Here is a 13087-nt window from a genome sequence, read left to right on the forward strand (position 1 = left end):
GTTGGCTCAGGCCTCCTTGGCGTCTGCGGATTCGACCGAGACCGGCCCGTTGTCCGGGTCGTCATGCTCGGCGAAGACAGCGAGGATGTCGTCATACGTCGGGTGGTTCATGTCCTGCGTGATCGAACCGTCGGCGAGCACGAGCACACGGTCGGCGAAGCTCGCCGCGCGCGGGTCGTGCGTGACCATGACGATCGACTGGCCATAGTCACGCACGGATGTGCGCAGGAACTCGAGCACTTCGCGGCTCGAACGCGAATCGAGGTTGCCGGTCGGTTCGTCGGCGAAGATGACCGACGGGCGTTCCATTAGGGCGCGTGCGCACGCGACGCGCTGCTGCTGGCCGCCCGAAAGCTGGCTGGGACGGTGGTCGAGGCGGTTCTCGAGCCCCACGACGCCCACGACTTTCCTGAACCATTCGCGGTCGACCGGGCGGTGCGCAATCTGCAATGGCAGCAGGATGTTCTCTTCGGCCGTCAGTGTGGGCACGAGGTTGAAGGACTGGAAGATGAAGCCGATTTCCTTGCGGCGCAGTTGGGTGAGCCGCTTCTGGTTCATCGACGAGACTTCGAGGTCCTCGACGAACACCTGGCCGCTCGACGGCACGTCGAGGCCCGCCATGCAGTGCATCAGCGTCGATTTGCCGGAGCCGGACGGACCCATGATCGCGGTGAGTTCGCCGCGGCGGAAGTCGACACTTACGTGGTTGAGTGCCGTCACTTGGCTGTCGGTGTCTCCGTAGGTCTTGACCAGATCGACCGCTTTCGCCACGATGGGGCTGGTTGCGTTGGCGCCCGTGCGCTTGCTCATGAGTTTCCTTTCTGCTGTGGTCTCATGTTCGTTTCGATGACATATCGAAAAACGATAAAAACATATTGAGAAACAATAAATATTTCGCCATGTGGATATGCCGGTGGAAAACCGGCGTGAAGATGGCATGTATGCGGACATGCCAGGAACCCTTGCTGTTACTCGCTGCGCACAAGCCTACATGATGCTGCGGCTATCATGGGATTGTGTTCGGTATGTGGAGGTGTCATGGACAGTGATGAGCGCGGCGTGGGGCCGGTGATTGACGCGTTCATCACATATCTGCGTGCCAACGAGGGGTTGAGTGAACACACATGCCGGTCGTACCATTCCGACGTCGAACAGTGCATGGACGTGCTCGGCATACGCACGCAGGCCCAACTCGAGGCGGTGCAGTTGGACGACCTGCGCGCATGGATGGCGAACGAACTGCAGCAGGTGAGCAAAACAAGCCTGGCGCGCAAGACGATCGCGGTGCGCCGGTTGTTCGCGTGGTGCTTCGCCCACGGTGTGACGCACCATGACCCGGCGGCTGCGCTCAAGACGCCGAAACTCGGCAAGACGCTGCCGGCGGTGCTCAACGAGAAGCAGGCGCAAGAGCTCATGGAGTCGGCCGACGCCGCCTGTGGTCCGCAAGATGGGGCATCGCGCGGTGGGGTGTCGCCGCATGCCCGCGCAATCGAACTGCGCGATTGCGCGATGCTCGAGCTGCTGTATGCCACCGGCATTCGCGTGGCCGAGCTTGTGGGGCTCGACATGCGTTCGGTCAACCACGCGGACCGTACCATAACCGTGACGGGCAAAGGCGACAAGCAGCGTGTCGTGCCGTTCGGCGCGCCCGCGCAACGCGCGCTTGACGCGTGGCTGCGCGACGGGCGTGCGGTGCTCGCGACTGGCGATGCCGGCGGCGCGCTGTTCCTCGGCGCGCGGGGCGCGCGCATCGACCAGCGCGTGGTCCGGTCTGTCGTGCACCGCGAGGCGGCGCGCGCCGGTGTGCCCGACATCTCGCCGCACGCGCTGCGGCACAGCGCGGCGACGCATATGCTCGACGGGGGAGCGGACCTGCGCGAGGTGCAGGAGATGCTGGGGCATTCCTCGCTGCAGACGACGCAGCGCTACACGCATGTGTCGATCGAGCAGCTCAAATCGCGCTACAGGCAGGCGTTTCCGCGCGCGTGAGCGCCGCCGGATGGCCGTGCCCAGCATGCGCGTGCACGGATTGTTTTTCTCAAATGGAAAACGCCGGTTATATGGGTGTGGCACAATAAGGTGTTAATCGGCGATGGGGCTGGAACCCGCAAGTGGTTTCGGCCCCATCGCGTATCGGCGGGCATGCCCCGCCGGCCGATCAAAGAAAAGGAGTAATCACATGAAGAAGAAGAAGAAGGCTATCGCCGTCGTCGCAGGTGCCTGCGCGCTCGGCATGCTTCTCAGCGGCTGCGGCGGATCCGGTGACGCATCCAACAACGCCAGCGGTGGGAACATCATCACCGCTTACAACTCGGAGCCGCAGAACGCGCTCATCCCGGGCGACACGAACGAGACGGGCGGCGGCAAGGTTGGCCAGCTGCTCTTCGCGAACCTTGTGCGCTACGACTCGAAGGGCGACACGAAGATGGAGGTCGCCGAGTCAATCGAACCGAACAAGGACGCGACACAGTACACGGTCAAGCTCAAGGACGGCTGGAAGTTCACCGATGGCACGCCGGTGACCGCCGAATCGTTCACAAAGTCGTGGAGCTACACGGCGAACGCGAAGAACGCGCAGAAGTGCTCGTCGTTCTTCAGCTCGATCAAGGGCTATGACGACCTGCAGAAGGACGGCCTCAAGGGCGATGAGCAGCTCGTGGGCCTCAAGGTCGTCGACGACAAGACCTTCACCATTGACCTGAACGCCCCGGATTCGGTCTTCCCGGTCAAGATCGGCTATCTCGCGTTCGCGCCGCTTCCGGAATCCTTCTACAAGGACCCGAAGGCCTTCGGTGAGAAGCCGGTTGGCAATGGCATGTACAAGCTCGACAAGTGGGACCACAACTCGCAGATCGTGCTGACGAAGAACGCCGACTACAAGGGTGAGGAGAAGCCAAAGAACGACGGCGTCACGTTCAAGATCTACACGTCCCCGGATTCCGCGTACGCGGATGTGCAGGCGGGCAACCTCGACGTCATGGACACCGTCCCGGCCGCGAACACGAAGACCTTCGAAAAGGATTCGTCCGTCGAGGCCTACAACAAGGCCGGCTCGGTCATCCAGACCTTCACGATGCCCGCTGGCATGAAGCATTGGGAGACGAGCACGAAGGAAGGCCAGCTGCGTCGCCAGGCGCTTTCGATGGCGATCGACCGCGAGCAGATCGTCAGCAAGGTCCTCAACGGCGTCGGCACGCCGGCGACCGATTTCACGGCGCCGGTCATCCCGGGCTATTCGAAGGACCTCAAGAACGCGAAGTACCTCAAGGCCAACCCGGCCGAGGCCAAGAAGCTGTGGGCCGAGGCCGAGGCGATCTCGAAGTGGGACGGCACGCTCACGTTCGCCTTCAACGCCGACGGCGGCGCGCAGCCGATCTACGATGCGATCGTCAACCAGGTGAAGAACAACCTCGGCATCAAGGCCGCGACGAGCCCGATGCCGACGTTCCAGGAGTTCCGCAACGCCGTCTCCGACCGCAAGATCGAAGGCGCGTTCCGCACCGGCTGGCAGCCTGACTACCCGTCGGCCGAGAACTACCTGTACCAGCTCTACGATTCGGCGGCGGCCGATGGCCACGGCGCGAACGACGGCGACTACAAGAACGCCGAAGTCGACGCGCTGCTCGCGAAGGCGGCTTCGGCGACGAACGACGACGAGCAGATCGACCTCTACCACCAGGCCGAGGAGATCCTGCTCGAGCAGCTTCCTGCTGTCCCGCTGTACTACTCGAACGCCGACGGCGTCGCCGCGAAGGGCGTCAAGGGCTTCGAGATGGATTGGCAGAACCAGCCGATCTACGAGAACATGACGAAGTGAGGCATCCGACAACGGTTCCCGTTCCGTGACGGGCGGCGAGCGCAGGCAGGGCCCCGGAACCCCGGATGGGTTCCGGGGCCCTGCCATTGGCAACGGGCGGCATTCCGGAATATGAGCAGAACGGCCCATATACGCCAAAAGCATGCCGTAAGTCAGGTCATGCGGTAGACTTGCTGGATACCGCGACCGCGAGCGGCGTAATCGATTATGCCCTGAGCGCGGTCTGTAAGACAACAAGGAGCAACCAATGGGCAAATATCTTCTGCGCCGCATTCTGCAGATGATCCCCGTGGTTCTCGGTACGACACTGTTGGTGTATGCGCTCGTCTTCGCTCTTCCGGGTGACCCGGTCAAGGCGATGTTCGGAGACAAGCCCGTCAATGAAGCCGTCGCTGCCCAGATCCGCGCCGAATACAATTTGGACAAGCCGTTCATCGTACAGTATTTCCTGTTCCTGAAGAACGCGCTGACCCTCAATTTCGGTGAGACCTTCGCCGGCCAGCCCGTCATCGCGGAGATCGGCCGTGCGTTCCCCGTCACAATCAAGCTCGCATTGATGGCATTCTGTTTCGAAGCCATCTTCGGCTGTGTCTTCGGTGTCATCTCCGGCCTCAAAAAAGGCAAGTGGTATGACTCGGTGATTCTCATCGTCTCGCTGCTGCTCATTTCGGTGCCGACCTTCGTCACCGGTTTCGTCGGCCAATACTTCCTCGGCGTCAAATGGCGCATCCTGCCGGTGACGGCCGGAGCGAACCCGGGGTTCTTCGACCTGTTGATGCCGGCGATGGTGCTGGGATCGGTCTCGATGGCCTACATCATCCGCTTGGCTCGTTCCGAGGTCTCGTCGAACATCGCGCTCGACTATGTGCGCACGGCACGCGCCAAGGGCATGAGCAACACATCGGTCACTTTCCGGCATATCCTGCGCAATTCGATGATTCCGGTCGTCACCTATCTCGGACAGGATCTCGGTGCGCTGATGGGCGGCGCGATGATCACCGAACAGATCTTCAACATTCACGGCATCGGCTTTCTGACCTACCAGAGCATCCTCAAAGGCGAGGCGAACATGGTCGTGTCCGTCGTCACGTTGCTCACCCTCGTCTTCGTGATCTGCAACCTGTTGGTCGATATGCTGTACGCGGCGCTTGACCCGCGTATCCGCTACGCGTGAGGAGGGCACAAGCAATGACAGACATCACAAAACCATTGCCGGGGCAGGAGCGCTACGTCGCCCCGCTCGAAGAGACGCCTCTGCAGACGGTCGACACGGTAGACGAATCCGCCACGGCCACGAGCATGTGGTCTGACGCGTGGCGCGCGCTGCGCAGGAACCCGCTGTTCATCATCTCCAGCATCCTCATCGTGTTCATCATCTTCGTGGCGCTCTTCCCGGGCGTCTTCACAAAGAACGACCCGAACTACTGCACGCTCGACAATTCGCTTGAGCCCGCGCGCCCGGGCCACCCCTTCGGGTTCGACCTGCAGGGCTGCGACGTCTATTCGCGCGTCATCTACGGCACCCGCACATCGCTGAGCGTCGGCATCCTCTCCACGCTCATCGTCGTGGCGGTTGGCACGCTCATCGGTGCCATCGCCGGTTTCTGCGGCGGCTGGATCGACGCGGTGCTCAGTCGCATCGTCGACATCTTCATGGCCATCCCGATGCTGCTCGGCGCGATTGTGGTGCTGCAGATGTTCCGCACCATCACCTCGATCTGGAAGGTCGTGCTCGTGCTCGCGCTTTTCGGCTGGGTCTCCACCGCGCGTATCGCCCGCGGCGCCGTGCTTTCGTCGAAGAACCTCGAGTTCAACACGGCATCGACCGCATTGGGCTCCACCCCGATGCGCAACCTGTTCCGCCATATCCTGCCCAACTCGCTGGCGCCGATCATCGTCATCGCCACCACGTCACTCGGTTCGTACATTGTCTCCGAAGCCACGCTGAGCTTCCTTGGCATCGGTCTGCCGTCCACGACGGTCAGCTGGGGCGGCGACATCTCGAACGCGCAGTCGATCCTGCGCACCGACCCGATGGTGCTGTTCTACCCGTCGGTGGCATTGGCGGTCACCGTGTTGGCGTTCATCATGATGGGAGACGCCGTCAAAGACGCCCTTGATCCCAAGAGCCGTACGGCGTGAGCTTCGCGAGGTTAAGCAAATGAGTGAGCAAACGAATATCGACGACAAACTCGGCCAGCTGCAGCGTGCGGAAGTCCCGCTGCTCGAGGTCAAGGACCTGCAGGTGGACTTCACGACCGACGACGGACGTGCCGTGCATGCGGTGCGCGACTCCTCGTTCAGCGTGTATCCGGGCCAGTGGGTGGCCATCGTGGGTGAATCCGGTTCGGGCAAGTCCACGTCCGCCATGGCGTGCCTGGGACTGCTGCCGGGTACCGGCAAGGTCGTGGGCGGCTCCATCAAGCTCAACGGCAACGAGATCTCGCACTACACGCAAAAAGAATTCGTGAACGTGCGCGGCTCCAAGATGGGCCTTGTGCCGCAGGACCCGATGAGCAACCTCAACCCGGTGTGGCGCATCGGCACACAGGTCAAAGAGGCGCTTGTGGCCAACAACATGGACGTTTCGCACGAAAAGCGCTCCGATTTGGCCAAGGCGCTCGCCAAAGCGGACATCGAGATCAAAAGCGAAGGCGACGAGACGTTCCTCGGCTCCAAGCAGCTGCCGGAATTGCTCGAAGCCGCCGAACAGGCGCTTGTGGCCATCGGGGTGGAAGGCGACGCCTTCGCGAAGAAGATGGAGTACTTCCGCGCCGAATGGGTTCCGGGGTCCGAGACCCGCTGGCGTGTGGCCGACGACCTGGTCAAGGCCGGGGTCAAGGCAGACGACGCGTGGTACATCGCCAAGAAATACGTCACCGGTTCGTCGATGGAGGACCGCATCGCCGGCCTGCTCGACGAGGCCGGCCTGCCCGACGCCGCCACACGTGCACGCCAGTACCCGCACGAGTTCTCCGGTGGCATGCGCCAGCGTGCACTGATCGCGATCGGTCTGGCCTGCCGGCCGGAACTGCTCATCGCCGACGAGCCGACGAGCGCGCTCGACGTGACGGTGCAGAAGAAGATCCTCGACCATCTGCAGGACCTGACCGATTCGTTGGGCACCGCCGTGCTGTTCATCACCCATGACCTTGGTCTGGCCGCCGAACGCGCCCAGCACATCGTGGTCATGTACAAGGGGCAGGTCGTGGAGTCGGGCCCGTCGCTTGAAGTGCTGCAGCACCCGCAGCACCCGTACACGAAACGCCTTGTAGCCGCGGCACCATCGCTCGCTTCGCAGCGCATCGTCTCGGTCGAGGAGCGTGGCCAGGACGCTTCGGCGATCATGGAGCATAAGGTCAACGAGGAGTCGCTCGAAAAGGCGGACACGATCATCGAAGTGAGCCACCTGACGCGCGAGTTCAAGTTGCCGCGCACCAAAGACATGTTTAAGGCCGTCGACGACGTGAGTTTCAAGCTCAAGCGCGGCACCACGCTGGCGATCGTCGGCGAATCGGGTTCGGGCAAATCCACCGTGGCGAACATGGTGCTCAAACTGCTCGAGCCCACGAGCGGCACCGTCACCTACAACGGCAGCGACATCGCGCAATTCAAGGGCGAGAGCCTGCTCGACTTCCGGCGCCATGTGCAGCCGGTGTTCCAGAACCCCTACGGTTCGCTTGACCCGATGTATTCGATCTTCCGTTCCATCGAAGAGCCGCTGCGCATCCACAAGGTCGGAGACAAGAAGAGCCGTGCCGCCCGCGTGCGCGAGCTGCTCGACATGGTGGAGCTGCCGGAGTCGGTCATGCGCCGGTACCCGAACGAGCTTTCGGGCGGTCAACGCCAGCGCATCGCGATCGCGCGCGCGATGGCGCTCAATCCGGACGTCATCGTCTGTGATGAGGCCGTGTCCGCGCTCGACGTGCTCGTGCAAGACCAGGTGCTCCATCTGCTCAACGACCTGCAGGCCAAGAACGGGCTGAGCTACCTGTTCATCACCCACGATCTCGCGGTTGTGCGCCAGATCGCCGACGACGTGGTCGTCATGCAACACGGCAAGCTCGTCGAGCATGGCACCACCGACGAGGTGTTCCTGCACCCGCAGCAGCAGTACACGCGGGATCTGCTCGACGCGATCCCGGGCGGCAAGCTCGAGCTCGGTCTCAATCTGGACTGATGGGCGGGGCGGGTCTCGTGGAAGGTCCTCCTTCCACGAGACCCGCCCCACCATTGTCAGTGCGTTCACCACGCACGAACGGGGCAATGGATCCGGCGCACTGGTAGGCTCTAAAGCATGACACTCACGATTACCACCGCGAATCTCAACGGCATCCGCGCCGCCAAACGCAAAGGCGTCAGCAAATGGCTCGCCCGCAACACGCCCGACATCTGGTGCATGCAGGAGACGCGTGCGCCGCAGGAGATCCTCGACGAGATGTTCCAGGACTTCGGTGCGACCTATGTGGAGCAGGGGCGCATCGCCACTCCCGACGACCTGGCCACCGTCGACGACGTGTGCCGGATCAAGGGGCGCGCTGGCGTCGGGCTCCTGACCGACCGTCCTGTGGAACGCACGCGCATCGGACTGCCCGGGCTCAGCGAAGACGTGGATTCGGGACGCTGGGTCGAAGCTGATGTGCACACCCCGCAGGGGTACGAAATCACCGTGGTGTGCGTGTACGTGCACGCGGGCGGTGACGGAGACGACATCAAGGAAGTGCAGAAATACCGGTTCCTTGACGCGATGACCGAGCGCATGCGCGAACTGCAGGGCATCGCCGCGTCCGGCGGCAACCAGGCGGTGATTTGCGGCGACTTCAACATCGCGCACACGCCGATCGACCTGAAGAACGCGAAGGCCAACATCACCACGCACGGCTTCCTGCCCGAGGAGCGCGCCTACATGGACCGCTGGATCGGGCAGATGGAGTATGTGGACGTGATGCGCGACCTTGCCGGCGACATCCAAGGGCCGTATACGTGGTGGAGCCAGCGTGGCCGCGCGTTCGACAACGACGCCGGCTGGCGCCTCGACTACCAGTTCGCCACACCCGAGCTTGCGCTCACCGCACGGGGATTCCGTGTGGATCGCGCCGAGGAATGGTTCAAGCGGTGGTCCGACCATGCGCCGCTGACCATCACGTACGACGTCTGACGCACAAGACCGCGCATGCAGGCCATGGATGTTTGGTGCAATAACCGGGCGCCGCATTCCGCGCAATCACTCATGCGCCCTATACTGAACTGGAAGTAGTGATTGACTATTGCCAATGGGCTGCCGGTGGCCATGCGCGCCGCCGGCGGCCCGCAACGAAATGAGGATATATGGGACTGTTCGGGTTCGGCAGGAAAAAGAAAAACCGTGAGGCCGGGGCCATCGCTTCGCAGACCGAAGACATGGCGAAGGAAGACGCCCAGCTCGACGACGAATCCCAGCAGGGCGACGATGCCGCGGCTGGCGAGCGCATGACGGGGCAGATCCCCGAAGAGACGAGCATGACATACGAGGGCCGCGGCGAAGAGTACGGCCCATGGGACATCGACGAGGACAACGCCCCTGATTTCGACGAATACATGTCGCTCGGCGCGTTCTACATCCCGTTCGTGCGTGGCATCCAGCTGCGCATCAAGGCGAGCCGCGCGGACAACACGCTGCTTGGCGCCACGGTGACGATCGGGAAGTCGAGCCTCGAACTGGAGGCCTTCGCCGCACCGAAGACGCTCGGCCTGTGGGATGACGTGCGCGAGGACCTGCTCGAAGGCAATGCCAACGCCAAGGAAGTGCCCGGCGTGTTCGGCGCCGAGATCGAACTGCCCGTCAAGCTCGACAACGGCAAGGTGCACACCACGCGTATCGTGGGGGTGGATGGCCCGCGCTGGATGCTGCGCGGCATCTTCTCCGGCCCCGCGGCCGAAGACCCCAAGTCGCCGGAAGCGGAAATCCTCAACCGCTTCTTCTCCGACATCGTCGTGGACCGCGGCGAGGAGCCGCTCGCCCCGCGCGACCTGATCCCGATGGCGCCGCCACTGACGCCGAACGAGCGCCGCGAACGCGACGCCGCACAGCAGGATGGCGAGGACGCGCAGCTGCCCGGCAAGCCGCAGGGCCCGTTCAACTCCGATCAGGAGACGGAGACGAAGACGACGCTGTCGCGCGGACCGATGTTCTCGGAACTGCGTTGATGGGCAACGACCGCAAACGCACCGGGTTCGGCGCGCTCGCACAGGCCGGCGACGACGATTTCTCGGTCATCACGGCCATCGGCGGCCCGCGCGGCGTGGTGGAGTCCATGCTGCCGGGCTTCCTCTTCGTTGTCATGTTCGTTGCCACGTCGAACCTGCAGCTCACGATTCTCGTGTCCGCTGCGCTCGCCGTGCTGCAGGTGGTCGTACGCCTATGCCAACGCCAGTCGGTCATGGGCGCCCTCAGTGGCTTGGCAGCGGTCGCGATCTGCCTGATCTGGGCATGGCGCACCGGCGAGGCGCGCGATTACTACATGTATGGGTTCCTGACGAACGCCGCATACATCGTGCTGCTGCTTGTCTCGCTTGCAGTCCATGTGCCGGCACTTGGTTTCCTCATCGAATTCATCCGCTCGCTGCCCACCGAACACTTCAGACAATGGCTCAACGGCTGGCGTTCCGACAAAGAGCTCGTGAAGGCCTACACCATTGCCACGTGGCTGTGGCTCGGTGTGTTCGCACTGCGCCTTGTGGTGCAGGTGCCGCTGTACGTGACGAACCACGTGGGCTGGCTCGGCACCGCACGCCTGCTGATGGGCCTGCCGTTCTGGGCACTAGCCATCTGGGTCACCTATCTGATTGTGGCGACGCCGATGCACCGCCACAAGATGCGTGAACGCGCGCAACTCGAAGAGAGCGCCGAACATCCCCACGCGTCAAACAGCACGCAATGAGCAGATGAGCAAAGGCATAAGATACACCATGGGCAACGGAATCCTTCTCAAGCTGGCGGTGGGCGTGTGCTGCGCGCTCGCCGTGTTCGGCCTCGCCGCATGCACACCGCGCGGCGCAGCCGTCGGCGACACACAGCAGGAGCAGGCGCCGGCGCATGACAACGTGCCGGGTGCACGCACGACGATCGCGCTGATCGGATCGCCGCACGCATCCAATGCGGACACACTTGCAGTGAATGCGCTGGATGCGGACGATGACTTCGACGTCGTCTACACGGCCACGGCAGGCCTCGACGACCCGGGCGCCACGGCGCGCCAAGCGGTGCTCGACGCGGTGGCACGACGCGTCAACCTCATCATGATCAGTGATTTCACTGATGGGGAAGAAGGCGCGTGGAGCCAGACGCTCGGCAAGGCGCGTGAAAGCGGCATTCCGGTCGTGTTGCTCAATCCGGAGGGCGAGCCCCACGACCCACTGCTGTATGCCGCGGTGTTCCGCATCAACGACCGCATGATGGATGCGGTGCCGCTCGCCAAGGCCGCCGACACGGTGATCCGCGACGAGCCGCACGACCGCGAGATGATGGTCACGACGATCACCGCCACCGAATAGACACACGACAACAGACAGGAACGGGTATGGAAGCCACGGTACAGATCGAACGATACGCGGATCAGGGCAGGTGCGTCGCACACATCGACGGGCGCGTCGTCTTTGTGCGGTTCGCACTGCCGGGCGAGCGCGTGAGGATCGTGCTCGACGAGCCGACCGACAGGAACGACCGGTTCTGGACCGGTGAAGTCGTCGAGGTGCTCGAGGCGAGCCCGGACCGTGTGGCGCCGAGCTGGCCGCTCGCCGGACCGCTCGCGATGGGCGGCGGCGTCGGTGGCGCCGACCTCATCCATGTGTCGCTCGAAGGTCAGGAACGGTGGAAGGAAGCCGCGGTCATGGACGTGATGCGCCGGCTCGGCCATGTGGAGCTCGACGAGATCCCCGTCTATGCCATGCCCGGCGATGAGGAGGCGCAAGGCCTCCAGTGGCGCACGCGCATCGAGATGATCACCGACGATGAGGGACGGCCGTCGATGCACCGCCGTGGCAGCCACGTACGCGTACCGATCGACACGATGCCGCTCGCGACGCGCGCCGTGCTCGAAGCGGCCGCGATGAACGACGTGTGGGGCGGCGCGCTACCCGCCAACGCGCAGGTGCGCATCGCCGTTCCCGAGCCGCGCGTGGACGCCGCGGACATCGCGGATGGGGCTGCGCTGCGCCGTGCCATCGGCAGGAACTACGCCATCATCGTCGACGGCAAGGTGCGCCACGGCAGCCGCAGCCTGACCGAGCGGATCACCGTGGACGGACACACCTTCGACTACACGGTGGACGCCGCCGGCTTCTGGCAGATGCACCGCGAGGCACCGCAGGTGCTGCCGCAGTATGTCATCGACCAGATCCGCGAAGTCCTTGGCGACCGCGCGCCCCGCAACGGCCGCAATCTGGTGATCTGGGACCTGTATGCGGGATCCGGCCTGTTCACGCTGCCGCTCGCGACCCTGATCGACGAGCATGCGAAGCTCGTCAGCGTCGAAGGTGCGAAGACGGCGGTCGCGAACGCCCGCAGGAACCTCAAGAGCGCGGGCATCCACACGGTGCAGGCGTTGTGCGGCGACGTGCTCAAGACGCTCGAGAAAGACATCGATCCGCAGCGCGCGCACCCCGACATCGTCGTCCTCGACCCGCCGCGCGCGGGCGCGAAGGCGAAGGTGTGCACGAAGATCGCGAACTCCGGCGCGCCGATCGTCGTGTACATCGCGTGCGACCCGGCGTCGCTCGCGCGTGACACGGCGACGCTCACCCAGCATGGATATGCGCTCCATTCGATCGCCGCGTTCGACATCTACCCGATGACGCACCATGTTGAGACGGTAGCATTGATGTCAAGAGTCAGAGGCTAAGGGGTGAGAAAAGCCTTATTTTAAGCCATTCCTGCACACCTGACCTTTTTGCAAAAGGATGGTCCAACTAAGAAAAAACTCTCTGGGGGAACTTATCGAACGGGCTATTTTATAGGGTCGAGACTCGTGATTGGATATTTAATAGGTTGAGGTGGTGCCGATTTCTTGGACTCTTTGGTGGGAAAGGAGTCCACTGATGGTGAAGTACACGAGGGAGCAGAGGCTTCGTGCGGTGAGGTTGTACGAGCAGTACGATCGCAGCGCGGCGTCGGTGACCGACGAGCTGGGGTATCCGTCCCGGCAGATGCTGGTGCGCTGGCATCGGGCATGGGTCGAGGCCGGCCGCGACGACGGCGGCTCGCTTGGTGACGGGCGCGGGGAACGCTACACG

The 13087-nt window shown here is 63.4% G+C and carries 11 protein-coding genes; 10 read left to right on the forward strand and 1 reads right to left on the reverse strand.

Annotated elements, in window-relative coordinates; genetic code table 11:
- Nucleotides 1–6 precede the first annotated feature (6 nt).
- Complete coding sequence (locus OU02_RS02835; protein WP_033488683.1) at nt 7–810, reverse strand: ABC transporter ATP-binding protein; 804 nt, start codon at nt 808–810, stop codon at nt 7–9.
- 228 nt (nt 811–1038) lie between these two features.
- On the opposite strand from OU02_RS02835, the gene OU02_RS02840 reads away from it, so the two are divergent.
- From OU02_RS02840 to OU02_RS02885, 10 genes are all read left to right on the forward strand, one after another.
- Nucleotides 1039–1989: a tyrosine recombinase XerC gene (locus tag OU02_RS02840; protein ID WP_033488684.1), complete on the forward strand. Its 951-nt coding sequence runs from the start codon at nt 1039–1041 to the stop codon at nt 1987–1989.
- A 190-nt stretch (nt 1990–2179) separates the two neighbouring features.
- Nucleotides 2180–3817 (forward strand): peptide ABC transporter substrate-binding protein, encoded by a 1638-nt coding sequence (locus OU02_RS02845; protein ID WP_033488685.1) that lies wholly within the window; start codon nt 2180–2182, stop codon nt 3815–3817.
- Between the two features lie 247 nt (nt 3818–4064).
- Complete coding sequence (locus tag OU02_RS02850; RefSeq protein ID WP_033488686.1) at nt 4065–4991, forward strand: ABC transporter permease; 927 nt, start codon at nt 4065–4067, stop codon at nt 4989–4991.
- 14 nt (nt 4992–5005) lie between these two features.
- On the forward strand, nt 5006–5959 hold the full coding sequence (locus OU02_RS02855; RefSeq protein ID WP_033488687.1) for an ABC transporter permease: 954 nt from the start codon (nt 5006–5008) through the stop codon (nt 5957–5959).
- A gap of 19 nt (nt 5960–5978) precedes the next feature.
- Nucleotides 5979–7997 (forward strand): dipeptide ABC transporter ATP-binding protein, encoded by a 2019-nt coding sequence (locus tag OU02_RS02860; RefSeq protein ID WP_033488688.1) that lies wholly within the window; start codon nt 5979–5981, stop codon nt 7995–7997.
- A gap of 117 nt (nt 7998–8114) precedes the next feature.
- Complete coding sequence (locus OU02_RS02865; protein WP_033488689.1) at nt 8115–8975, forward strand: exodeoxyribonuclease III; 861 nt, start codon at nt 8115–8117, stop codon at nt 8973–8975.
- Between the two features lie 170 nt (nt 8976–9145).
- Nucleotides 9146–10003, forward strand: coding sequence for a DUF3710 domain-containing protein (locus tag OU02_RS02870; RefSeq protein WP_033488690.1), 858 nt, complete (start codon nt 9146–9148; stop codon nt 10001–10003).
- Entirely contained in the window at nt 10003–10737 is a 735-nt protein-coding gene (locus OU02_RS02875; RefSeq protein ID WP_033488691.1) for a DUF3159 domain-containing protein, read from the forward strand. The genes OU02_RS02870 and OU02_RS02875 overlap by 1 nt, the downstream gene beginning before the upstream one ends.
- A gap of 28 nt (nt 10738–10765) precedes the next feature.
- Nucleotides 10766–11350, forward strand: coding sequence for a hypothetical protein (locus OU02_RS02880; protein WP_051918240.1), 585 nt, complete (start codon nt 10766–10768; stop codon nt 11348–11350).
- A gap of 26 nt (nt 11351–11376) precedes the next feature.
- Nucleotides 11377–12696 carry a class I SAM-dependent RNA methyltransferase gene (locus OU02_RS02885; RefSeq protein WP_033488692.1) on the forward strand — a complete coding sequence of 440 codons (1320 nt, stop codon included), beginning with the start codon at nt 11377–11379 and terminating at the stop codon, nt 12694–12696.
- The last annotated feature ends 391 nt before the right edge of the window (nt 12697–13087 follow it).

Source organism: Bifidobacterium pseudolongum subsp. pseudolongum DSM 20099, from assembly GCF_000771225.1.
Classification (GTDB): Bacteria; Actinomycetota; Actinomycetes; order Actinomycetales; family Bifidobacteriaceae; genus Bifidobacterium; species Bifidobacterium pseudolongum.

What these genes read in the sequence shown, in the direction of transcription:
- OU02_RS02835 (WP_033488683.1), bottom strand. Translation starts at nt 810, where the DNA reads ATGAGCAAGCGCACGGGCGCCAACGCAACCAGCCCCATCGTGGCGAAA.
- OU02_RS02840 (WP_033488684.1), top strand. Translation starts at nt 1,039, where the DNA reads ATGGACAGTGATGAGCGCGGCGTGGGGCCGGTGATTGACGCGTTCATC.
- OU02_RS02845 (WP_033488685.1), top strand. Translation starts at nt 2,180, where the DNA reads ATGAAGAAGAAGAAGAAGGCTATCGCCGTCGTCGCAGGTGCCTGCGCG.
- OU02_RS02850 (WP_033488686.1), top strand. Translation starts at nt 4,065, where the DNA reads ATGGGCAAATATCTTCTGCGCCGCATTCTGCAGATGATCCCCGTGGTT.
- OU02_RS02855 (WP_033488687.1), top strand. Translation starts at nt 5,006, where the DNA reads ATGACAGACATCACAAAACCATTGCCGGGGCAGGAGCGCTACGTCGCC.
- OU02_RS02860 (WP_033488688.1), top strand. Translation starts at nt 5,979, where the DNA reads ATGAGTGAGCAAACGAATATCGACGACAAACTCGGCCAGCTGCAGCGT.
- OU02_RS02865 (WP_033488689.1), top strand. Translation starts at nt 8,115, where the DNA reads ATGACACTCACGATTACCACCGCGAATCTCAACGGCATCCGCGCCGCC.
- OU02_RS02870 (WP_033488690.1), top strand. Translation starts at nt 9,146, where the DNA reads ATGGGACTGTTCGGGTTCGGCAGGAAAAAGAAAAACCGTGAGGCCGGG.
- OU02_RS02875 (WP_033488691.1), top strand. Translation starts at nt 10,003, where the DNA reads ATGGGCAACGACCGCAAACGCACCGGGTTCGGCGCGCTCGCACAGGCC.
- OU02_RS02880 (WP_051918240.1), top strand. Translation starts at nt 10,766, where the DNA reads ATGGGCAACGGAATCCTTCTCAAGCTGGCGGTGGGCGTGTGCTGCGCG.
- OU02_RS02885 (WP_033488692.1), top strand. Translation starts at nt 11,377, where the DNA reads ATGGAAGCCACGGTACAGATCGAACGATACGCGGATCAGGGCAGGTGC.